Source organism: Erythrobacter sp. S227 (assembly GCF_057364925.1).
In genome coordinates this window covers 2,925,983-2,948,672 of record NZ_CP200280.1, presented here as the reverse complement: position 1 = coordinate 2,948,672, position 22,690 = coordinate 2,925,983, and the positions used below count along the sequence as shown (strand labels likewise).

Sequence of the window (22,690 nt, the reverse complement as noted above, 5' to 3'; positions counted from 1 at the left end):
GGGGGACAAAGTGGGCTTATGAACCATCAATCATCAGACCAATCGCTAAGGGCAAGCCAGCCTGCTTCTGCCAATGGCGAAAATGCGCCCTCACCGCCCGCTAGCGAACAGCAAATCCGGCTCATGTCGGCGCTGGTCGTTCTGCTTGGCTGTGGCCTTTTCCTCGCTCTTCCCTTTGTGCTTTCAATTGGTTCGGTTGTTTTCCTGCCCCTGGTAACAGCCGTCTTGCTGACGATCCTGTTGTCGCCTCTTGCGGATCGACTGGCGAAATTGGGCCTGCCCAATGTTCTGGCATCGCTTAGTTCGCTGCTCGTTTTCATGGGAGTGGTCCTGCTTGCGCTTGGCCTTATCCTTCAACCTGCGCTCGAACTGTTCGAACAAATCCCCGAGATCGCAGGGCAAGTGGGGCAGCGCTTTGAAGATTTGCGCGGCGAGTTTGAATGGATTGCCATCCTCAACGCTGAGGTCGCTCAGATCATGGGCGACACGGGCACGTCCGAGGTGGTTCTGGCAACGCCAAGCCTGCTCGAAGAAATCGCCTTTGCAACGCCTTCGGTTGTGGTTTCGGTCCTGATCATGATCCTGATGGCATTTTTCATGATCGAGGCCCGCGTGCGGATGCGCAGGCACCTCCTGTTTGACCGGGCAAGCTTTGGCTCAAGCGTGAAGGCCGCCCGCGCCATCCGCGAGGTTCAGGACCGGGTTGCTGCCTATATTATGACCGTTGGAATGATAAACGCGGGCGTCGGCGTGGTGGTGGCACTTGGCGCATGGGCTTTGGGAGTGGAAGCACCGATCATGTGGGGCGGGCTTGCCATGATCCTCAATTTCATTCCCTACATCGGCCCCATGTTCATGACCGCTTTGCTGGCGCTTTTCGGACTGGGCACCGCGGAAACGGTATGGCTGGGGATGATCCCGGCGCTTGCCTATCTTGGCCTCAACGCGGTTGAGGGCAATGTGCTGACGCCATCAATCCTTGGCGCGCGTTTCACCATGAGCCCGGTGATGATCCTGATCACGCTGTCCTATTTCACATGGATCTGGGGCGTGCCTGGCGCGCTTTTGTCGGTGCCAATCCTGCTGACGCTGACCGCATTGTTTGACCACATTGGCAGGCCCAACCTTGTCGGATTCCTCTTTGGCGAACCGCTTTTCAAAGGCGATGCTTTTGAACAAGGGTTGCAGGAAGAACAGGCCGGTTCGCTTTAAGCGCTTGGCGCGCCTACTGCGCCTTTCGGTCCACCGCGCTCGTCACCGCCACATTCATCGTCACATTGGCTAGCGTGCGCATGATGTCGGGGAGCATTTCCACGGCCACAAGCAGGGCGAGCGGCTCAATCGGCACGCCCATTGCAATGGCGATGGGTCCGATAGAAACCACGAAGCTGATCGAACCGGGAAGGCTGACGGAGCCCACCGAGATGATCAGAGCGACCAGAATTCCCGCAATTGCAAGCGGCAGTGTAATCTCTACCCCCGCAAGGGCGGCCACATACATCGCCACTGCCATATTCATGGCCGGACTGGTCGCACGGAAAATGGCGACCGCCAAGGGCAAGACAAATTCGCTCGTGGTGGAGCGCAGCCCCAATCGGCTGGAGCTGTCGAGCATGGCCGGAAGGCTGGCCAGAGAGCTTTGCGTGGAAACCGCCACCGCCTGTGCAGGAAGCACATTGCGGGCAAAGCGAAGCGGCGAAATCCCGCCCAGCGCCCATGCCACAATGTAAGCGAGCAACAGAATAAATCCGCCCATCGCCGACACGATCGCGATATAGTGCGCAAGCGCTGCAAAGGCCCCTCCCCCGCTGCGCATTCCGACACCGAAGGCAAGCGCGAACACGCCAACAGGCGCGATCCACAAGACCCAGCCGATGATAATCAGCATCGCATTGGCGAGCGCATGGAAGAACCCCATGAGCGAGGCATTCTGCGCTTTGGGAAGCTGAGAGATGGCGATGGCAAACAGCGCAAAGAATATCGTCAAAGGCAGCATGGCGGTCTCACCCGCCGCGGCGATGATATTGGGCGCGATGAGCGAACCCAGAAAATCGAGGATGTCGGGCACAGCCAATTCATCATCGGGCACTTCGGCGAGAAACCCGCTCGCGCTTTCGGGGATGGGGAATACGTCCATGAGCAGTGGCATCACGAACGCTGTGAAAAGACCGCCTGCGATAAGGACGCCGAACACGAGGCCCAAAAAGCGCCTTGCAGCCGCCCCCGCCTTTGCGGCCTGAACCATTTGAGCAAGGCCCAGAACCAGCAAAGCTGCAACCAGCGGGATAATCGTCATCTGCAACGCCCGCAGCCAGAGCGAGCCCACAAGACCAAGCGATTGGAGCGCGCGCTGCGGCAATTGCGCCTCGGACAACAGCACTCCCGCACCAAGCCCGATGATCAAAGCGGCAAAGGTCGCGATCACCGGCAGGCGGATCGTTACCAGATCATATCCGCTGCCCGGCGCAGTCACATTGGATTTATCGCTCAAGAAAATGGTCCCCTGCTCATAAAGGCATCTGCCTGATTGCCCTTCCCTTGCGGCGATAACCGCGTCAGAACCAAGTGACAATTCATGGCGCAGCTAATAACGCGGATGAAACTTTGGGTGGCTAAGGCTTTGGCCAGGAAATTTAGGGACATGAGCGACACACCATGACACGCAAGTTCTTTGGAACCGACGGCATCAGGGGCCGCACCAATGCAGGCGTTATGACTGCCGAAACCGCCATGCGCGTGGGCCAAGCGGCAGGCAATTACTTCGTGCGCGGCAAACACCGCCACCGTGTCGTCATCGGCAAGGACACGCGCCTGTCCGGCTATATGATGGAAAGCGCACTTGTTGCAGGCTTCACCAGTGTTGGCATGGATGTCATCATGACGGGCCCACTGCCAACGCCTGCCATCGCCCTGCTCACCCGCGAAATGCGGGCCGATCTCGGCGTCATGATCTCGGCCAGCCACAATTTGTTCGCAGACAACGGGATAAAGCTGTTTGGACCCGATGGTTTCAAGCTCTCTGACGAGGCCGAAGCAGAGATCGAGGCGCTGCTGGATGTCGAGCCCAAACTCGCCAGCGCCGAAAACATCGGCCGTGCCCGCCGGATTGATGACGCGCGCGGACGCTATATTCACGCAGTCAAAAACTCGGTTGGCAATGATGTGCGCTTCGAAAGCCTTAAAGTGGTGGTCGATTGCGCCCATGGTGCTGCTTATCAAGTCGCCCCTTCCGCCATTTGGGAGCTGGGCGCAGAGGTCATCACTTTGGGCGTCAATCCCAACGGCACCAACATCAATGACGGCGTCGGCTCAACCTCGATCGAGGCGCTTCAGGCCAAAGTTGTCGAGGAAGGCGCGCATATCGGAATTGCGCTGGATGGCGATGCCGACCGCCTGATCGTGGTCGATGAGAAAGGTCGCAAGGTCGATGGCGACCAGATCATGGCCTTGATTGCCAGCCGCATGCACGAAAAAGGCTCACTCAAAGGCGGCGGCGTTGTCGCAACGGTCATGTCGAACCTGGGGCTTGAGCGGTTTTTACAGGGCCAGGGCCTCACCTTGGAGCGCACCAAGGTTGGCGACCGCTACGTTCTGGAACGCATGAAAGAAGGCGGCTTTAACGTGGGCGGCGAACAATCGGGCCATATGATTATGCTCGACCACACGACCACAGGAGATGGCACAGTCGCAGCGATGCGGGTTCTGAGCTCACTTGTGCGTTCGGGCAAACCGGCAAGCGAAATCCTCCACCTGTTTGATCCTGTTCCGCAGCTCCTTAAAAACGTGCGCTATGACGGAGGTGCGCCGCTTGAAAATGCAACGGTGCAGCAAGTGATCGCCGAGGCCGGGGCGGAGCTTGAAGGCAAAGGTCGGCTGGTCATTCGTCCATCAGGCACAGAGCCCGTAATCCGCGTCATGGCAGAAGGCGACGATGCCTCCCAGGTAGAGGCGGTCGTCGACCGGGTTTGCGACGCGGTTCGCACAGCGACCTAGGGGCATTCAAATGCCCTCTCCCCTCCCAAAACCGCCACGCATTCTCACAATCGCTGGCTCGGATTCCAGCGGCGGTGCGGGCATTCAGGCCGACATCAAAACTATCACAATGCTGGGCGGCTATGCGATGAGCGCGATCACCAGTGTGACGGCCCAGAATACTATCGGCGTGCAAGCAATCGCCCCGCTTGAAGGCAGCGTTGTCGCCGCTCAAATCGCGTCATGCGTTGACGATATCGGGGTGGATGCGGTGAAAATCGGCATGCTTCATGACGCCGATGTGATCGCACAAGTCGCGATGGCGATAGAGCATATTGACGCGCCGATTGTGATCGACCCGGTAATGATCGCAACCAGCGGAGCCGCGTTGATCGACCCGGACGCCATCACCGCATTGCGCGAAAAAATCTTTCCGCTCGCAAGCCTTATCACACCCAATCTGCCAGAGCTGTCCCACCTGCTGGGCCGCAATCTCACCGATACGGCGCAGATGATCGAAGGGGCAAAGGAGCTATCCCGTCAGACCGGGACCGCTGTCCTTGCAAAAGGTGGTCATACAGACGATGCGCGCATCATTGACCTGCTTCACGAGGCCGGTGGACGCGCCGTACAGTTTGAGCACGAGAGGGTCGACACTCCCCACACCCATGGAACAGGATGCACCCTGTCCTCTGCCATCGCCACACAATTGGGACATGGGCAGAGCATGGAGGATGCGGTGCGCCATGCGCGCCAGTTTGTCCTGAGCGCAATCAAAGAAGCCCCCGGCTATGGCGCAGGAAACGGCCCCCTCGGGCATCAGGCGGTGCGCAGCCTTTAGAAGGCCTACCCCAGGTGATAAAACTCGGCGATATGTTCCCAGGCGTCGTCAGCCGTCTCGCACCATTTGAACAGGTCGAGATCCTTCTTCGCAATCGTGCCTTCCTCGGCGATGGCTTCGAAATCGATCACGCGGGTCCAGAAATCCTTGCCGAACAAGAGGATCGGAAGCGCTTTCATCTTGCCCGTCTGTATCAGCGTCAAAAGCTCGAAAAACTCGTCAAACGTGCCAAATCCGCCCGGGAACACCGCAACCGCTTTCGCACGCAGCAGGAAGTGCATCTTGCGCAGCGCAAAATAGTGGAAGTTCAATGAGAGATAAGGCGTCACATAAGGATTGGGCGCTTGCTCGTGAGGTAGCACAATGTTGAGGCCAATCGACTCGCTTCCCGCATCGCTTGCCCCGCGATTGGCAGCCTCCATGATTGAGGGACCACCACCAGAGCAGACCACAAACTGACGCTTGCCTTCTTCGATGATGGCCTTTTCCGACACCAGCCGCGCCAGCTTGCGCGCCTCTTCGTAATATTTGGCCTTCTTGGCGAGATTGGCAGCAACCTTTTGGTCCCACTCATCGCCATCCTTGGCCGCATCAATTTTGGCCTGCGCCTCTTCGGCCGAAGGAATTCGGGCAGAGCCATACATGACCATGGTCGAGCCCACACGGGCCTCGTCCAGCAGCATTTCAGGCTTCAAAAGCTCCAGCTGAAATCGAACCGGGCGAAGCTCATCGCGAAGCAGAAAATCGGTGTCGCGAAATGCCAGTTTGTAGGCGGGGTGTTCGGTCTGCGGCGTTCTATCGGGCGCTTCGTCTGCAAAGCGGCTCTCTTCTTGAGCGGGATAGAACTTACGGCTCACCAGACTGTGGTCGTCGCCATATTCGTCGTCATTGTTATCGTGTGATTTATTCATTCCGGTGACCTAGGCGCACGGCTCGTGCGCGGCAAGCCAAACAATGGCGTATCGCGTCAAGCCTGCGGTTTCATTCAGAAGACGGGCAAATGCTGCCCATGGGGAACTCGGCGCTCAGGCTCATCCCGGACGCGTCCCAATGCGTTTCAACCTGCGCATCGAGTTGCCGCTTAACAATGCGATTGATGACTTTTCCGCCAAACCCGTCTTGCGCCGGCTTGATTGCCGGGGGCCCGTCGCTTTCCTGCCAATTCAAACGAAGAGTGTTCGCAGGGTCGCTTGCAATTTCCCAACTGATGGCGATCTTTCCCCCATCGCATGACAGCGCCCCATACTTCGCAGCATTGGCGACCAGTTCGTGCAAGAACATCGCAAGAGATTGGGCAGCAGCAGGCGCAACCGAGAGGCTTGGCCCGGCGATTTCGACAGCTTCCTTTGGCGCAAGGCTGAAGAGCTCTTCTTCAACCAATGTGCGCAGATCCAGCCCCGACCATTGCGACCCGGCGAGCAGATTATGTGTGCGCGCCATCGATTCCAGCCTGGCGCGAAAATCGTTCTTGTAGGTGCTGATATCGGTGTTGGAACGCGCCGTAATCTCGGCAATCGACAAAATGATCGCGAGCATATTCTTCACCCGGTGATCAAGCTCGCGCATGAGAAAATCGTGGCGCGTCTTTTCATCTTCGGGCGCGGGTGTCTCGATTGGCTTGTAGGTTGCGATAATGCCGCCGACATCGGACTTGTATGGCTCGACACTGCGAGTGAACGAGCGGCCATCTTCATCGCGCACTTCGCGCTCGATCGGCATACCGCTGGCAAGCGCCTTCGCTGCGTCTTCGTCGAGATGTTCGTCCTCGATCATGCGATCCTTCCGGTCTCCGGCATCATTGGGTTGCGCAAGAAAGGCTGCGCCGCCTCCAACTGTCTTACAAGATTGACTTTCGACAGCACAACGAAGGCCTGCGCTGTTTGTTTCCAGCCTATCTGGCTTGGGCGCATCGCATCACGAATGGGGAGCAGTTTCCCGAGGGGTATCAAAGACAACTTTCGTGTGAAATTCGCCGTTCTCACCAAATGCATCAACGCCCGCTGGCAGCCTTGCAACCAATCGCGCGTCATAGTGGTCGCCAATTTCTATACCGGGCAAATCCGCCGTAATCGCGCTCATCAAACAGCGAGCGCCGGACGCTTCTAGGTCTTCGAGCAGCGCCTCGTAATCTGCCTTCCACAAAGGGAATTCGAGAGCCATCGAAGCTGTACGAGGGTGCGCCAGAAACGCCTCCTCGCGCCATTTGCGAATATGCTCCAGGTGCAAATCACCAAAGGCCATATACGCGCATTCCGGCACCAGATCGAGCGCTGGAACCAGCCCTTCGACATAGTCCACTTCAGAATGGAGCGGCACTCCGATCAATGGCACACCCAGCGCTTCTGCCTGCAGGACCACTTCGTCAATCGCAAACTCCTGATGCGCGATCATCCGCGTGCGCGCGTCAAATGTCGTCAGCAAAACAGGGTTCAATCGGCCTTCTTTGACCAGGGCCCGGTATGCAAGGAAGCTGTCTTTTCCCCCGCTCCAGAACAAGATGACGTTTCCATCGGCGCTGTGCGGCCGTGCATCAGTGAGCCAAGCGGGCTGCTGGATGCGCCGGGACCGGCGTTTGGTCGGCACGTTTTGGTGTTCAAAAGGGCAATGGCGGCACCCCGCCCCGCAGCATTTGCCGCGCTGGAGAAGGCCGACTTTGGTAAACACCATGAAGCCTGTTTGCGGGTCGATATACGTCGCCTCCCCGCGTTCGCAGGCAGCGCGGTGCACGGACCAGACATCGTCATCAGTCAATTCGGCAAGTGCTCCCTCAAAAGGGCAAAGAACCGCGTTGGCGGTTGCGCTGGTGTATTCTTGCACAGAAAGCCTGCAACCAAGAAATCCGAGGATTCTGCGCTTTCACGAAACTACACACAGTTGGTGCACACACCAAAAGTGGCACTTCACTGTGTCATACACAGTAAGAGTGGAACCGAGGCGTTAATCTGATCGCAGTGGTCTATTTGTGGAACCTTTCGGAAGACATGCTACGCAGGCGAAGCAATCGAGCGGTAACAGCACAGACGCGCTATGGCGGCCTCTTAAAGGAACCTGAAATTTGAGCCGCTGGTCAAGACGACGCCTTGACCGGCCGTTCCAACAAAAAAACGCGCCATTTACCTGCTTTGACAAGACACGCCTGCTTGCAGTCCTCCCCGCCGCGATTGATCCCCGCACAAGATTGGACAGCTGCCATTGGGCCGATAGCGAAACGTCTGTTCCAGTGCAGCCTGATTTGAAAAAGCTGACTGACTGCTTCCGACCCAATTTCAGTCACTCAGCTCAACTTTCCGTCTCATCAAGACCGCCAACACACCGAAGCAGCCCAGTATTAGCTCTATTGAAGCTTCCCTGAGTGATTGGCTCGTTAGATACAGATGGCCCTCAACCCCAGCGCTCAATAATCTTACAAACCCAACGCAGATGAAGATGGTCGCAGCAAGAATGCATCTTTGTCTAACTGAGAAACCCAATTTAAGACCACCTAGTAAGACGATACCAATTCCAATCTCACCGCCTCCGATCATCGCCCGAATTGCAGTTCGTGCTGAGGCGTTATTGGCGCTTAGCGAATAGTATTCGAGGACTTCAGGCCGGATGAGGGTAAGCACACCTAATCCAACAAAAATCGCTCCTGATAAAAGCGGGTAAAAGCCTGCGATGCGGTTCTGCCAATTCATCATACAAACCGCCTAGTTCTTGCTTTATAGTCACGATAAGCAGCCCCATATTGGGCTTCGAGCCAAGGTTCCTCGAAGAATGGTGCGAAGAGATAGAGCAGTGCCCAGGCTAGCAGCAGGACGGTCACTAGAATTTGGTTTGCGATCAGCGCCCAGCCAGCAAGTCCGATCCAAGTGGCAACATAGACAGGGTTACGGCTGAACCTAAACCAGCCATCGGTGACAAGGCCGCGCTTCTCTCCAAAAGCGTTTCGCCAACCCATTTGCACAGTGATCCAGACAGCCATTCCGAGTCCGCAAAGAAAAAACAAGCCGCCAAGACCATAGTGCAGCGCAATGTAAGTTCGGGGCACTGGCTCAAATGCCATCACAGTCAAAGCAATCAGCGGATAGAGAAAGAGTCGGAAGAGCCAAATGAATGTCCCGTGCTGCCAGCTCGACTTGCTCGGGGGTGGGAAGAATTGAAACTCGCTCCGAAAAGCGGCGACGACTGCGAGCGCAAAGATCAAAATTATGGAGCCTAGCGAGACACCAAAGAGCGCCGATTCAAGCAATGGTTCGCTCAGCCTACTCATCAGTTGCCAAACTTAAGGCGGATGCCCCCGTTCAGCGTGAAACCTTCGAGTGGTGCCCAAGCATCGACCGTCCACTCTCCACTCGCTGCTCGCTGTGGCAATAGAAGCGGATCGTAGCGGGTCTGGCGAATGTTGAGCAGGTTCTCGGCGTTCAAGAAAAAGCTGACATTGCCACGGGTCACCTCACCTAGCAGGCCGAGAAAGAAGAATGGGCGAGAGCGCTCGCGGAATGGGTTGTTCTCGAGCTCCTGCTCCCCTGTGTAATAGGCTTCAAACCCTAACCGAGCTTTGCCATGATCCTCCCATATGGCGACCAGTCCGGCTGTGTGGCGGGGCGTTAAAGGAACTTGGCTGCGACCGATCCCGCTTGGATCAGGCTCGCTCGCATCCACAAAAACATAGCTCCCGGTGACTGTGAAACCTTCGTCCTTGTATCGCAACAGCAGTTCGGTTCCCCGCACTCGCGTCGTGCCGTCAATATTGACGATTTGCACCCTATCAGGCGCGAATTCATCGAGCCGTGTCGCGTTTTCGATGTTCGCGCCAAAAAGCGTTGCGTTCGCTTCCCAAGGCCCATCGGAATAGCTGAAATCGAGCGACGCTGTTTCCGCCGTTTCCGCTTCAAGATCGCCGAGCGGCTCTAGGCGAGAAAGACCAGCAGCCTGTATTTCGTCTACAAATGGTGTGGGTGCAAAGAACCCTCTGCTGACGGAACCACGAATTGTCCAATTTCCAGGCCTGTATAGGGCTGAAAGCCGAGGACTGAGCTGAGTGCCGAACTCGCTATGGAAATCAACGCGAGCGCTTGCAGCAAGCGTTAGATCGAACGTGGCCTCGTATTCGACCTGTCCGAAGATTCCGGGCACATCATATGTGTGGTCGAATGCAGGAAACGTCTCAGAGCGGTATCGATCAGATTGAAATGCCGCCCCTCCAACCAGCGAAATTGCGCCGTCGATGAAGGTGACGGAGGTTTCTCCAAACAGGCTTACATGACGGTCATCTTCTACCACATCACCGAACTGGTGATTGTGGTCTTGTTGCATCGCCGAGCCGCGCACGCCCAGCGTTGCGCTATCGGACAAAGGCTTGCCGATGACTAAGCCACCATCGAAGCGATCTGTTTCCAGGGCTTGCACGAAGCTTGTCCCATCAGGAACCGTGCGCCCCGGCAAATTGCCGCCAACGCGGTCCTCGGTCATTGCCCCAAGGGTTAAGTAAACTGAGCTTCCATCATCGCCGTCGAATTGCAGCCTCGGCCGGGCAACGAAACGATTATACGCAGGCATGTCCGCCCACCCGTCACCATCGATGTCTTGGGCCGATTGCCTGTGCGCGCCGGTAGTTATCGACAATCCGAGGTTGGAACTGACAGGCCCTGCCACATAGCTCGTAAAGTCCTGTCCATTGCGCGAGGTAATGTTGAAAAGCGCCTCAGCCTCGAACGCATCGCCCGGTCGTTTGGATATAAGGTTGATGACCCCGCCAAGAGCCGATGCGCCGTAAAGGGCAGATACCGAGCCCTTGATAACCTCCACTTGGCCAAGGTCAGTGGGTGGAATTTGAAGCAGTCCGAGCGAAGAGGCCTGTCCTCCGAATAGCGGTAGATTGTCAGCGAGAAGCTGAGTGTAGCGTCCTTCGAGACCCTGTATCTGAATGTTTGCATCCCCAAGTGCAGGGGATGTGATCTGCACTCGCACGCCGCCAGTTTCATTCACTAGAGTGGCGATGTTGCCGGGGCGCATGATCGCCTTTTCTTCGATCTCCTCTCGCGGAAGAACTTCAACCCTGACAGGCTGATCCTGGACCCGGCGTGGGCGACGAATGCCTTGGACGATTATGCCGCCTTCTTCTTCGGCATGGTCGTGGTCGTCCCCTTCGTGCTCAGCATCGGCTTGGTCACTTTGAGCTTCATCGGTAGCAGGCGCTGGGTCTGATTGATCCTGTGCGAGGCCGGGTGATGAAATCGACACAAGCGCTAATGCGCCCAATGATAACGGGGCTTGAAAAAGGGGTTTCACAGCAAGTCCATTTGGAAGGGTTGGCGAGTTGACTGCTACTTGGTCGAGTTATCGAGAATGGCTTGGAGATCGGCAGGAATATCCATGTAAACAAACGCGCTCACATCGGAACGGCCCGTATTGCCGATGGGAAGCCGACCTGTGAGATTGCCGAGCGGCGCGAGAGCAAGGCGCATCAACTGGCCAAGAACCTCGCGACCATCTGAAGTTTTCGCTGCGAGCGATAGCATTCGCCAATGCGAATAAAGATGCGGCGCGAGCATTCCTTGAGCGACAATGTGCGCCCGCTCCAAGTGATGCCATGCCTCTTCGGTCTTGCCCGCATCCGCAGCGCTGCGCGCGTCGCGATACTCGGTTTGTAGGAATGTATCGATGCGAGCTCGATTGCTGAGAGTCATGTTATTGGCTTCCTTCTGCGCAGGTGGTTTGGTCGTGCTCGGACCGCAGTTCCGAAAACGCTTGCCGAGCGATTGAAGCAGATGACCGAAGGAAGAGCCCTGCCAGGAGAACCGCCACGAGAAGGTCCGGCAGAGCGCTGGCAGTTGCGGCAACCAGGAGCCCAGCGACGATCACCGCGACATTGCCGATCGCATCATTGCGTGAACACAACCACACCGAGCGCACGTTGCTGTCGCCATCACGCCATTTGAGCAGGATGATGAGGCTAACGACATTCGCGGCGAGCGCCAACAGAGCCACAAGGCTCATGGTCTGGGCTTCGGGTGGCACGCTTTCCGCGAAGCGGAATGCTGTTATACCCAGAACAGCAACAGCGATCAGCGCCAGCGATCCACTCTTAACCAACGAAGCCATTGCTCGGGTGCGGACGGATGCGCCGATCACAGCCAGGCTGAGTGCATAGGTCGCTGCATCGCCCGCGAAATCCAATGCATCCGCCTTTAAAGCTTGCGAGCCTGAAGTCACTCCCGCCCACATCTCAACAACGAGCATGGTCGCATTGATCGCGATGACCGCAATCAACGCTCGCTTGTAGGCGGGCGACAGCCCATCAAACACTTTCTCTTCGCAGCAGCCTGACATTGCTCTTCTTCCCGAGTCGTAATGACAGACAGGTTTATGCAAGCTACAGTGACTGTAGAAGCAAGTGGAAAGTTTAAGTGTATGAAATCTCTTTCGATTGGTGAGCTATCGAAGCGCTCTGGAGTGAAAATAACAACCATCCGCTACTACGAGCAGGTTGGTCTGATGGCCAAGCCGGAGCGCAGCGCTGGCGGCAGGCGGTTGTACAGGGAAGAAGATGTGAAACGAATTGGCTTCATCAAGCATTCCCGTTTTCTTGGCTTTTCCTTGGATGCGGTTCGCGAGATGCTCCACTTGCAAGCCTCCCCCGAGATGGATTGTTCAACAGCGAATGAGATCGCTGAGACACAGCTTGTTCTTGTTAAGCAGAGGATTTCGCAACTCCAAGCTCTTGAGAAAGAACTGGAACGTATAGCTAGGGTTTGCAGCGGTGGATCGGTGGCGGATTGTAAGGTGATCGAAGCCCTTGGTGATCATAGCCAATGTGACAACGACCGGCATGAAAAGGTCGAGGGATTCTGATCGTTATAATCGATAAAGCATGGGCTTGGGGAACGTCCACTGACACCCCCAATTCGGGTCATTGAGCGACGGCTCAAACGGGGCCGATTGCGGACCGTCTGGTTTTGGTCGCGAATTCGAGATAGCGGACATAGATCGTTCGTTGATCCGCGCTCGGATGCGGTAGTCTCTTGTCAGACAGCACTGACTTTAGGATGATTGTGCGATGCCGCTAACTCAGATCAATCCAAAGTCGATTGCGCCGCCATTTTCCAACTACTCGCACGCAATTGCCGTCGATCCTGGGATGCGAATGCTCTTCGTTTCCGGGCAGCTTGGACTCAACAGTGAGGGAGCATTTCTCTCAGGTTTTCGAGCACAGTTCGAGCAGGCCATGCTCAACTTAGAAGCCGTCCTATTGGAGGCAGAAATGACGATCGATAACTTGGTGAAGCTTACCGTCCTCTCAGTGGTTGCGGACGATGAAGCAGTCAAAGCCTATCGAGAAATCCGAGATGAGTGGATCACAGGGCATGCTCCTGCGGCGCTCTTTTCTGTCGTGACCGCATTCACTCACCCAGACATACTGGTCGAGGTGGAGGCAATCGCCGCCCAGTGAACATCCGCCAGCGATGCTCGCGTTCGACTTCCCATACCGGGAAGTCCGCTTCAATTCGTCATCGTTCGGTTAGACCGCTTTACTGAGAAAATGCCCAAAGCACCAAGCATCAAAATAGTCCTTGGTGCGTTTTCCATACGGAACGCGGTGCGCCTCACTTTCGACGTAAGCTTGCACCTTATCTAGGATTTTCCGCCAATCCTTTCTGTTCGCTATTAAACGAGTTAGCAAATGCCCAACGCAGCGCCCCTGCTCATGTGTGGGTAAGCTAGAGCGCCAAAGAAGGTCTGTCGCGCCAACGAAGGCGCCAATATGTGTATCCATATCTGCGTCTAGGCCGCCAAGATACTCAGCGGCTGCCTGAAAATATCCGAAGCGTGGCTCGAGTTTCCCAGTAGCGATGCCCGCAAGGTATTGGCCCGATAACGACACATGTCCATGCTTCCAAATCGCGAGTTTAGCGATGGCGGCGCAGGCGTCGTCGAGATCGAGGCTATGGCTGTTCGTCATCACCGAGATGGCGCATTGCAGCCAAGTGCTCTTCGGAACGCCGAGATCGAATGCCATACGGCGCAAGGTAATCTCTTCTGAAAGAAGCGCTGCGACCTTTGATCGGGCCAGCATGATAGTATCGACGAGCAGGTCGGCTTCTTGAGCAATCACACCGAGCTTTGCACCGGAAAAATCGCCGTCGTCGACAGGACAAATGGTGCAATATTCCTGGATTCGTTCGATGCCTGCACTTACGCGCTCCAGGCTTGCCTTTTTCTCCTCCGCACTATGTTCATCGCGAACATATTGCCCATCGATATAGGCGAGGCTTCCGCCGTCCTGCCCTGCGCCGATTTCCATCTCGCCACGCATTGCGAGAAATTCGTCGAAAGTTGACTGCGGGAGATACAGTTCGCCGAACCAGTCTTTCAGCGCAGGAAGAATTCCGAACTGCTGCGCGCGCCACGCTGCTATGGTATCCAGCACTGCACCTTTACCCTTTGCAGCGAGAACCACTTGTTCTGAATAGTCTCTCTCAGGTCCGACGCCGTGGCAGGTGCGAAGCTCACCTCCGGTAAGCGCGAGTTGTTCGGCCATGCCGATTACGCTTCGATTGTACATGGGAGCAATTACGCAGAGAGGGAAGTCATTCTCGTTGTAGACATCCAGCATACCTTGCGCTTGCTCGGAATTCTGCTTTGCGAGATCAAGCATCGGCGAAATGTCGTTGTCTTTGATCTTGAGTGCGAACATTGCCGTTTCTTCGGGGAAGCGGTCCGCGTGTGAATCCATAATGGAATCCATCAGCCAGAGGTATTTATGTCGGAGCCGGCGCAGGATGTATTCGCGCGGTGGCCCGACCGGCTGCTCCCATTCCACCCGATCGCCAATTTTTTTGCCGCTCATCGCTTTGGCAAGCGGATGGTCGAGAGCGAAGCAGCGTACCTCAGGCACCTTTGTATCGCTCAGCAGCCCCGAAACATCAGCATCGCCGTCCTGGCCCTCGAGTGCGAACCACATGTCCTCGTTGGCTGCGGACAACTCGCTAATTGCGTCAGGCAAATCCCTTTCGAAGAAAATGAAACCAGGCCAAGCCAAGGCTGCTTCGCGAAGATCGCGGTTATTCGATGCGATGTCGAAGCCGAGCTTCAAGCCGCGACGCGCATCGACCTTCTGGCGCAAGATCTGCGCGAGACGAAGATGGTCGAGAGGGGTGCCTTCGAGCTTATTTTCCTTAAGCGAGCCAATATGCCGGTTGGCTTCGCGCTCTTTGTTCTGGCGAACTAAGGCGGCGTGGAGGAAGAGATGCGACTTGAGGTCATTCGGCGCAGCCTTGATCGCCATCTCCGCATAGCGCACCGCTGCTCTCAAATCTCCACGATTAAATTCGGCCGCGGATGCAAGGCGGGCGTATCGATGCTGATTGATCAATTCGCGTGGAAGCTTTGCAAAAAACTGGCTTGCGCCGGCCACACGGCCTGCATTCGCAAAGGCAGTAGCCAGCCACTCCAGGGCGACGTTCTCCACCTGCGTCGAAACGTACCCGTCCAAAGCCTCAACTAGCTCGTGCCAACGATCGGTCAGGTGGCACAGGTTGGCGAACATCAGCCGCTCGGCATAGGTGCTCTCGTCGCCGAGGAGCGACCGCGCTTTCTCGAAAGTGCTTTCAAACTTCTCCGGCGATCGCTTCCAGAAGTAATCGGCGACGATGACGTAGACGGCAAGAGCATCAGGCCACTCCGCAAGCAAAGCTTCAGCGGCCTCTGTGTGATCATCATCTTCGTTTGAGAGAAACCGAGCTCGGAAAAGCATCGTGTCGAACTGCTCGAGATGCTCGCCGCGGAGGTTAGCGCGCCGCTCCGCCGTCGCGTACTCCAGAATAGCGGACCATCGAGAATCGGCAGACCAGATGTTCAACAAAAGCGATGTCTTCTCAGGCCCCTCCTGCATCTGCTCCGCATGGCAAGCGGCGCCGGCAAGATCTTCGCAATCCAGTTTCGCATGGGCTGCTGAGGCGAGCGCACGGTCATCTTGTGGCGCAATCTCAAGTAGCTGCGCGGCTATCCGAAGCGCTTCGTTTCCGCGCCGAAGGGCGCGCTTGACTGTGACCAGATTGCAGCCGGCGGTGACGTGATATTCGTCCCCAGCGTTTTCGTAGCCGCGCACTCTTTGCCAAATCTCGCCGAGCAGCTCTTCTACGGTTTCAAGCTCCCTTTGGCCGGTTTCATCGGAGATAGGCGATCGTTTGAACCGTCCATCGCCCAACCGCCTTTCCAGCAGGGCGTCGGCGGCCAACCTGCGAGCGCTTTTGTCGTCAGGATCAGCTTCCCAAGTAGTGAGCGCAAGATCGATCCAGCTTTCGCGATCCAGGCGCCTAAGATAATGGCACTCGTAGATCCTAACCAGTGTTCGTTCACGCAGCTGTTCCGGCACGATTGCATAAGGGTCGCAAGGCTCGCCTAGAAACATTGCGGCCTGAAACACGAATCCGGCCGCGTTCTCGTCGTCTGGGTTCTCGGAAAGATTTGCCGCAGCCGCTTCTAGAGATTCTTCAAAGCGTTCCAGCAGTTGGAGGCCAAGAATGCGATTACTCGCGATCTTCGGATCATCGGGAAAGATGGTGAAAGCTTCGAGTAGACAGTTGCCAGCTTTCGTCTCATCACCGAGCCGTTGGTGTGCGAGCCCGATATTTGCCCGTACTCGCGCTCTGATACGAGCCGGATCGCTTGCGCTGAGCCGATCTTCGAGTTTTTCGAGAAGTTCAAGCGCAGTGTGTGATTTGCCCTCGTTGAGCATGTCGCGATACCCGTCGATTTCTCTATCGAAGTGCGTCTCAAGCGCAGCGGCCTGATCGGCGTCTTGGGCGAGCTGTGTGACCAACAGGTGAGTTTGCTCGGCTGTTCGCAATCCATCGGTAAGCGACTTGTGCACCGCCTCCTGACCTCTTGCGACCTCCTTTCCGACCGACAATAGGCAGTCGACAGCGGCGCTATGTCCTGGGTCGAAGGCATCGAGCGCCTTTTGGTCCTCGCCAATCCGCTGTTGAAGTGTGTCCCATCCCCAAATCTGGACGTCGATAGTACGACCCTTTTCAGCCTGTTCCCGTACCAAGCGATTGGCAAGTTCGTCGTAGGCTAGGTCATCGCTGGCCGTCGTGACCATGAAGAATTCGGAGAGCGGCGGATTGATCGTCAGCGCTTTGTCGAGCTCGGCGCGAACTTGGTCTTCGGTCAGCCTTTGCCCGGTGGTGCGCAGCTTGCACTGGATACCCACTTGTTGTTTGGGATCGCGATCGCGGCGCCCCAGGACATCGATACCTTTCTGTTTCTTGCCACGCTTAGCAACGGTTTTGACATTGGGGTCGCTGAGGATGCCGCGAAAGAGGACCGCGGTTGCTCGTTCAAATTCCGCATCGCTCGCAGGGATCTTTATGATGCTTTGTGTTGCCATCAGGCGTGCCCTACGTCGAAGCAGAGCTCGTCCGCTTGATTTTTAGGATAAGACATCATGCCCCCTCAATGTAAGCACCTCCCCCTGCAGCGCTGCGTTTCAAATGAAACGAAGATAGGTCTCATACGAACTTCATACAAGGACATAGGTGGAACAAAAAAGAGCGTTGAGGCCCTGCGAGATGCATTCATGAGGTGGAAACATTGTGGAAAGCAGGGAAAACTTGTTTTGGTCTCATATTAGGCGTATATCAGCCTCATCTGAAGGAGACAGACAATGGCAACGCAATTTGCGGAAGTGGAAGATCTACTTGGCTTGGAGAGTGCAAAGGGCTCGCGCCTCGCGCTTGCAAACAGTGTGGAGAGCGGTTTGCCGATCAGCGCGCTCGAGCGTCTTGCAGGGCAGGTATCGCCTGGTGATGCCAGTTTTAAGTTTCGCCTTATTCCAAAGGCAACGTTCGAGCGACGCAAAAAGGCGGTAAAGAAGATATTGAACCGCGAGGAGAGCGATCGCATTGCCCGCCTTGCGAAAGTCTTCGCGCTTGCTGAGAGCGTCTATGGCACGCCTGATGGCGCGCGCGCCTTTCTCACCCGTCCGCACATGATGCTCGATGGCAAGCTGCCGCTCGACGTCACGCTTGCAACCGGTCCTGGCGCAGATGCGGTATCCAACATTCTGGGGCGCACCGCCTATGGCGCTGCTGTCTGATGAGCCAACTGCTCGACCGGGTTATAACTTGCTACCGTCTTGGCGATCCGGAAGGGGAGCACGACATTTTCAGCGCGGAAGGGTCGAGGCTTTACCCGGGTCGGTGGAACACGCGTTTCAGTCCGCTAATCTATACGAGCGAGCACTACTCGACGGCGATGCTGGAAAAGCTCGTGCATTCGAGCGGTTTGCTACCACCCAATCAGCACTACATTCGGATCACCATCCCGCCTCCTATCACCTATGAGGTCTTTCAACCCGAAGCGCATTCCGGGTGGGATGGCCCTCGTGAGACGATTTGCAAGTCCTTTGGTGAAGCCTGGTTTAAGGAAAAGCGCAGCGCAATTCTATTCGTGCCTTCGATACCCGCCCGGCTCGAACGCAATGTCCTGATAAACCCCACCCACGCCGACTTCGGGAAGATTGCATGGGAACTCCCGCAACCCGTATGGTGGGATGAGCGCCTTTACAGCTGACGAAACAGGTCTTTTTGAAAAGCGCAGTCCGCTTCGGATCAACACTACCGGCACTTTCACAGGGTACGCCGTTTTCAAAGGATGGTCATCTAGATTTCTTTGTGCTGGGCGCCTCATGCTCCCATAACCAGCCTTTTCGAGGCAGGCCTTCCGCAAAGCCAATTAGACGGTTCGAAACCACCAAATCCCGTAAATGATTCGAGACAATTGAATCTCAAATGCTTGTTCCCAACTTGTTGAGTGGTGGCAAACAATAAGAACCAGCATTTTGTACCCAAAGCATATCTTAGGCGTTTCAGCTGTGATCCGCCGGGTGCTGAACGTCGGCGAATCAACGGATATTTGATTGATCACGACAGATTCATCGACGGGATCTCGATTAGCGATCAGTGCTCAAAGAACAAATTTTACGGTTCCGATGAGATCTTTGAAGACTTCGTTCAACACTTTGAGGGTCGTTACGGAATTGCGATTGAAGCGCTAGAGGGCAATGGGCAAATCTACACAGGCGATATCTCTAGGTTCTTTCTGCTTCAGTATCTGCGAACGCCGCATATGCTTGAACAACGTAGGGAGACCATAGATCATGCACAAAATTTAAAGATTGGCGGCATTTCTCGACCAGAGCCAATGAATTTCGTGCAATCACGTGAGATGCAGCATCAACTTTACATCGCCGCGGCTGAGAACGATATTTTGGAAGACCTCGAGCCCGTCTTTATCGTAAATTTGACCTCTGTGCCGTTTATCACGTCGGACAATCCCGCAGTCTGCACCAACAGATACAATGTTCAAAAGCTTGGCGATCCGACCTCGGGTTTGGCTTCTGCTGGTCTCATCGCAGCAATGCCGCTCAATTCTCACTGGCTCTATCTCGCGTACGACCGTGATGTTTACAAATTGAACGCGGATGATGGCATTTTGGAGCTTCGCAACGAAACCGATGTGCACCGCCTTAACGAACTCCAGGCAATCATGGCCACAAGTTGTCTGTATTTTGCAGATGAAGCTGGAAAGGACGCAGTCAAAAGGGCCGTTCATCACGGAATGGAAAAAAGGCGTGATAGCTGGGTCGAAATCTGGACCGGTATCGCTGATGGAGTTGTCAATGGAATGGAGCGCTACCGAAAGGAGCAGCCTGGTGATGAAGAGTCTCAGGAGCCCCGTATCGTCTCAGTATCCCCAATCATGCCCAAGCCTCATACTTGGCCTTCGTTTCTCAAACTCTCTGCAAGCCCAAAAGGTTGTGATACTAGAGCCATGGCTGGTTTCTTTCGGCAAGGCTCCCAGCAAGCAAAGGATGGCAAGTTTCCTTTGACCAAGTTGCCTAACACACAGCATCCTGACGCCAATCCTCTAACGAGGAAGGTCGCCTACATCAAAGAGTAGACGAAGAATCCATATCCAAGATTGTTTGGGGCGTAGATTGGAGGCTAATAGTCTAGTTGAGATGATTGTAACCGTTGCCTTTGATGTCAGAAACTATGTTGAGGTAATGGAAGGTTGGCCGATCACGATTGGAGACGTTACGTTTTTCCTAGAGCGAGATGAAAACGTATTGAAACGAGTGTGTCTCGCGTACTCAAATGTGAGCGTAGATCTGGCCCCAAAGATCACGCCAGCAATTAAGGACAGCGAGAACGCGAGCATCAAGATCAATGGAGGCGGTTACGCCGCGCTAGCCCGCAAAAGCATTATGAATTGGCAGGCGGTCGTCAGCGGTCAGCAAATTGTCGATCTGGACTACGACAATTATGAAATCCGTTTCCACGCGGAAAGTGTTGCAGAAGACCATCAAATCCACATCAAGTCGTTTAAGCCGAATCCGGATAAGGCGTTGAACGCAGCATCTGACTTCGAGCAGATTGGACGAGCATTTTGTGTCGGTTCGATCTCAGAAGATCGCATTGAATCAACATCTCACTATCGTGAAGGCCGACTTGCATTCGAGGCCGGTCGGTTTGTCGATGCGTATAACAATATGTTTCTGTTCCTTGAGACCCGCTACTGCGACGGAAAAACGGGCAATGAGAAACAGACCGATTTGCTCTCAAAGAGCCAAGTCTTTTGTAAGGCCTTGGAAAAGGTAGAAGTCGAATTCTCGAAGCCAACAATACCCGCTGGAACCGAAAAATTCGACCTCTTTGATCAAGCAATCGATACTCGCGAAAAGATTAGAGAGTTGGTACTCCTTCGGGGTAAACTACGGCACCATTCGCTTAAGAGCCCACGCCGCTGGGACCCCAACAAGCAGGATGAGCATAAAGTCGCGGCTCGCTTCTTAAGTGCAGTCGTTCTCGATATAGTGCTCAAGGAGTCTCTGGCGGACATCTACGCACCCGAGACCTTACAGAAATATCGCGATATCTCGGTTAGCACAGGCAACGAGACAAAGGTCAAATTGACCACAAGCCGACTAGAAAGAAGGCCCTCGCTCGCTCTCGATATGAGCTATCCAACGACTGTGATATCCAGCCAGTTATGCCTTGTTACCGTACGCCATGCCATGGAGGCGTGCGAAAAGGACGGTCAGCTATCGGATACAACACGATTTCAGGCAGAGCACGCCATCACCGAGCTGGAGCTACTTTCTCTGGAACTAGATGTGTGGGCCTACACAAAAAGCCGTATGATCGAAATGGACAAACCTATCGAGGCCATACGATGCTGTTTCGAACACCTAAACCAAGGCATAGTAGTCCGACATGAGTTTTCTGTACCATTCGAAAGTAGCGTATTCACCATAACAGACGCCTGGAATTTCCTGCGTTTTTGCTTCGATCACATAGAGCAAAGAGATCCGACAACACGCATATTGAGCCTCAGGCTTCTTCTGAAAGACAGCGCAAATGCTATCTTATCCTACCGCGTCGGAAATGCGGTGAAAAACTAGGAAAGTCCTAGCTATACCCTGCTGCCTTCTGGCGGCGCTGGTCTGCACATGACCGATTGGCAGTGCGATCTACTAGAATACGGTTCCGAGAATCCAGTGGATCGCAGTGTCTCCTTGTCGGGCGAATAGGTTCACCTGCATCAGCCTGACAGGTGGTGCGTGTCCAAACTTCATTTCCCGATGCTGGCTTAACGAAGCCAGATGCTGGCGCACTTCCTCTCGACTAGTCCGTCTTAGGCTAAAGTGACCCAGCGACAATCGGCTACGGTCGCCGTGAATGTCTGCTTTCAGGAACTTAGATCTTGGATCGCTATGTCTTGGATTGGGGCGCATTCCTGCTACTCCCGGCCTGTCAAAGCTAGCTTCGAACCAGTGTCTTGGTAGCCTCAACTACTAGACGTTTCTTCTAGGGGACAATCGCCGAGCGCCGATTGAGCGGGGATGACAAAACCGCGTGTCGATGCAATAGCTTGGACAACGCCGCAGAAATTGCGGCCCGGAGCGTAGTAACTCCGCTGAACGACTGAGGCTTGGTCAGTGCAACTGGCCGGGTCGCTGTCGTGCATGTCCAGGGCCCTGCCTAAAGACGGCAGCGCGTTCGGACTCAGTCTCGGATGTTACTACGGCCCGGCTTGAAAGCTGGTCAGGGAGTAACGACGACATGCGGATAAAAATGAGCGGCCAGTACCGCCCGCATGAATTTCAGGACGCGGTCGACTGCATCGTGCAGGCACTGGTCGCGAATGGCATGAACGAGATCCGTAGTGCCAATCTCTATATCAATGCTTTTCAAAATGATCGCGAGCTTGAATTCGCCGATCAGGAAACCGGCGCGCCCTTCAAGCTTCTGAAATTCGAAGGCAGAGACCAACGGCAATTCAAAGCACTTTCGCCGCGTTTACAGCCCATCTCGGATGAAGGCGACGCTCAATGAGGCGCGCTTTGGGATTGGGCCTGTTGGCTTTCGTTGCGGCGTGCGGCCCTACAGACAGCGACTATGAGGCCGCTATCGAACGGCGTTGGCCTGTCGAGCAAGATGCGCAGTTGGATCGGGCCGCATTCCTGCAACGTCATGCAGAGAGTTTCGAAAAGAGCGCCGAGCGATCAGCAAACATTGCTCGTCGCTTGGGGACGGATAATGAGTTGGCTGATGGTGCGCGCGAAACAGCCCAGAATGCACGCTTCGAGCAGGAGGAGGCAGAATATGTCGCGCGTTCAAAGTTCATTTCAGCGCGCGACATAAGTTGCGCACCAGCGTCGCCATTACCTGGAGAGAATTGCGAAGTGACAGTCAGAATCGAGGGCAGCGACGGAGAACGCCACGACATGCCAGGGGCCTGGCGCTTCGACGAGCTCGATGGTCGCATTGAGGTAGTCGGAGCGATGAAAAAGTAGCCTATGTGAAGCGATCTATCGAACTCTCG

At 55.3% G+C, this 22,690-nt stretch carries 21 protein-coding genes; 11 read left to right on the top strand and 10 right to left on the bottom strand.

Features of this window, described 5'->3' with window-relative positions; all coding sequences use genetic code 11:
* The first annotated feature begins 18 nt into the window (after positions 1 to 18).
* Complete coding sequence (locus AC0V6Q_RS14075; protein WP_486169007.1) at positions 19 to 1,212, top strand: AI-2E family transporter; 1,194 nt, start codon at positions 19 to 21, stop codon at positions 1,210 to 1,212.
* A 13-nt stretch (positions 1,213 to 1,225) separates the two neighbouring features.
* Here the strand turns inward: AC0V6Q_RS14075 and AC0V6Q_RS14070 are convergent, their stop codons facing one another.
* On the bottom strand, positions 1,226 to 2,491 hold the full coding sequence (locus AC0V6Q_RS14070) for a dicarboxylate/amino acid:cation symporter (RefSeq protein WP_486169006.1): 1,266 nt from the start codon (positions 2,489 to 2,491) through the stop codon (positions 1,226 to 1,228).
* A 164-nt stretch (positions 2,492 to 2,655) separates the two neighbouring features.
* Here AC0V6Q_RS14070 and glmM point away from each other — a divergent pair, with 164 nt between their 5' ends.
* Positions 2,656 to 3,993 (top strand): phosphoglucosamine mutase, encoded by a 1,338-nt coding sequence (gene glmM, locus AC0V6Q_RS14065; protein ID WP_486169005.1) that lies wholly within the window; start codon positions 2,656 to 2,658, stop codon positions 3,991 to 3,993.
* 10 nt (positions 3,994 to 4,003) lie between these two features.
* On the top strand, positions 4,004 to 4,813 hold the full coding sequence (thiD, locus tag AC0V6Q_RS14060; protein WP_486169004.1) for a bifunctional hydroxymethylpyrimidine kinase/phosphomethylpyrimidine kinase: 810 nt from the start codon (positions 4,004 to 4,006) through the stop codon (positions 4,811 to 4,813).
* Between the two features lie 5 nt (positions 4,814 to 4,818).
* On the opposite strand, the gene AC0V6Q_RS14055 is transcribed toward thiD, so the two are convergent.
* From AC0V6Q_RS14055 to AC0V6Q_RS14020, 8 genes are all read right to left on the bottom strand, one after another.
* Positions 4,819 to 5,724 (bottom strand): LOG family protein, encoded by a 906-nt coding sequence (locus AC0V6Q_RS14055; RefSeq protein WP_486169003.1) that lies wholly within the window; start codon positions 5,722 to 5,724, stop codon positions 4,819 to 4,821.
* A 70-nt stretch (positions 5,725 to 5,794) separates the two neighbouring features.
* Complete coding sequence (locus AC0V6Q_RS14050) at positions 5,795 to 6,586, bottom strand: sensor histidine kinase (protein WP_486169002.1); 792 nt, start codon at positions 6,584 to 6,586, stop codon at positions 5,795 to 5,797.
* A gap of 141 nt (positions 6,587 to 6,727) precedes the next feature.
* Positions 6,728 to 7,564, bottom strand: a complete 837-nt coding sequence (locus AC0V6Q_RS14045; RefSeq protein WP_486169001.1) for a Dph6-related ATP pyrophosphatase — start codon at positions 7,562 to 7,564, stop codon at positions 6,728 to 6,730.
* A gap of 515 nt (positions 7,565 to 8,079) precedes the next feature.
* Complete coding sequence (locus tag AC0V6Q_RS14040) at positions 8,080 to 8,493, bottom strand: DUF4345 family protein (RefSeq protein ID WP_486169000.1); 414 nt, start codon at positions 8,491 to 8,493, stop codon at positions 8,080 to 8,082.
* A complete protein-coding gene (locus AC0V6Q_RS14035; RefSeq protein WP_486168999.1) occupies positions 8,490 to 8,999 on the bottom strand; it encodes a methyltransferase family protein in 510 nt (169 codons plus the stop codon). The genes AC0V6Q_RS14040 and AC0V6Q_RS14035 overlap by 4 nt, the downstream gene beginning before the upstream one ends.
* Before the next feature lie 65 nt (positions 9,000 to 9,064).
* Positions 9,065 to 11,038 (bottom strand): TonB-dependent receptor plug domain-containing protein, encoded by a 1,974-nt coding sequence (locus tag AC0V6Q_RS14030; protein ID WP_486168998.1) that lies wholly within the window; start codon positions 11,036 to 11,038, stop codon positions 9,065 to 9,067.
* A gap of 83 nt (positions 11,039 to 11,121) precedes the next feature.
* Positions 11,122 to 11,484: a DUF3703 domain-containing protein gene (locus tag AC0V6Q_RS14025; protein WP_486168997.1), complete on the bottom strand. Its 363-nt coding sequence runs from the start codon at positions 11,482 to 11,484 to the stop codon at positions 11,122 to 11,124.
* A 1-nt stretch (position 11,485) separates the two neighbouring features.
* Positions 11,486 to 12,127, bottom strand: coding sequence for a cation efflux transmembrane domain-containing protein (locus AC0V6Q_RS14020; protein ID WP_486168996.1), 642 nt, complete (start codon positions 12,125 to 12,127; stop codon positions 11,486 to 11,488).
* Positions 12,128 to 12,208: 81 nt separating this feature from the next.
* Between AC0V6Q_RS14020 and AC0V6Q_RS14015 the strand changes: the two genes are divergently transcribed.
* The gene (locus AC0V6Q_RS14015) at positions 12,209 to 12,649 is read left to right on the top strand and encodes a MerR family transcriptional regulator (RefSeq protein ID WP_486168995.1); all 441 of its coding nucleotides are present in this window, start codon (positions 12,209 to 12,211) and stop codon (positions 12,647 to 12,649) included.
* Positions 12,650 to 12,854: 205 nt separating this feature from the next.
* Positions 12,855 to 13,247: a RidA family protein gene (locus AC0V6Q_RS14010; protein ID WP_486168994.1), complete on the top strand. Its 393-nt coding sequence runs from the start codon at positions 12,855 to 12,857 to the stop codon at positions 13,245 to 13,247.
* 69 nt (positions 13,248 to 13,316) lie between these two features.
* On the opposite strand, the gene AC0V6Q_RS14005 is transcribed toward AC0V6Q_RS14010, so the two are convergent.
* Positions 13,317 to 17,189: a tetratricopeptide repeat protein gene (locus AC0V6Q_RS14005; RefSeq protein WP_486168993.1), complete on the bottom strand. Its 3,873-nt coding sequence runs from the start codon at positions 17,187 to 17,189 to the stop codon at positions 13,317 to 13,319.
* A 276-nt stretch (positions 17,190 to 17,465) separates the two neighbouring features.
* Here AC0V6Q_RS14005 and AC0V6Q_RS14000 point away from each other — a divergent pair, with 276 nt between their 5' ends.
* The 6 genes from AC0V6Q_RS14000 (at position 17,466) to AC0V6Q_RS13975 (ending at position 22,661) form a co-directional block, all read left to right on the top strand.
* On the top strand, positions 17,466 to 17,897 hold the full coding sequence (locus AC0V6Q_RS14000) for an antitoxin Xre-like helix-turn-helix domain-containing protein (RefSeq protein WP_486168992.1): 432 nt from the start codon (positions 17,466 to 17,468) through the stop codon (positions 17,895 to 17,897).
* Positions 17,897 to 18,373 carry an RES family NAD+ phosphorylase gene (locus AC0V6Q_RS13995; RefSeq protein WP_486168991.1) on the top strand — a complete coding sequence of 159 codons (477 nt, stop codon included), beginning with the start codon at positions 17,897 to 17,899 and terminating at the stop codon, positions 18,371 to 18,373. The genes AC0V6Q_RS14000 and AC0V6Q_RS13995 overlap by 1 nt, the downstream gene beginning before the upstream one ends.
* Before the next feature lie 240 nt (positions 18,374 to 18,613).
* Positions 18,614 to 19,762: a DUF4238 domain-containing protein gene (locus AC0V6Q_RS13990; protein ID WP_486168990.1), complete on the top strand. Its 1,149-nt coding sequence runs from the start codon at positions 18,614 to 18,616 to the stop codon at positions 19,760 to 19,762.
* Between the two features lie 61 nt (positions 19,763 to 19,823).
* Positions 19,824 to 21,266, top strand: coding sequence for a hypothetical protein (locus AC0V6Q_RS13985; RefSeq protein ID WP_486168989.1), 1,443 nt, complete (start codon positions 19,824 to 19,826; stop codon positions 21,264 to 21,266).
* Between the two features lie 673 nt (positions 21,267 to 21,939).
* Entirely contained in the window at positions 21,940 to 22,200 is a 261-nt protein-coding gene (locus AC0V6Q_RS13980) for a hypothetical protein (protein WP_486168988.1), read from the top strand.
* Between the two features lie 23 nt (positions 22,201 to 22,223).
* Positions 22,224 to 22,661: a hypothetical protein gene (locus tag AC0V6Q_RS13975; RefSeq protein ID WP_486168987.1), complete on the top strand. Its 438-nt coding sequence runs from the start codon at positions 22,224 to 22,226 to the stop codon at positions 22,659 to 22,661.
* The last annotated feature ends 29 nt before the right edge of the window (positions 22,662 to 22,690 follow it).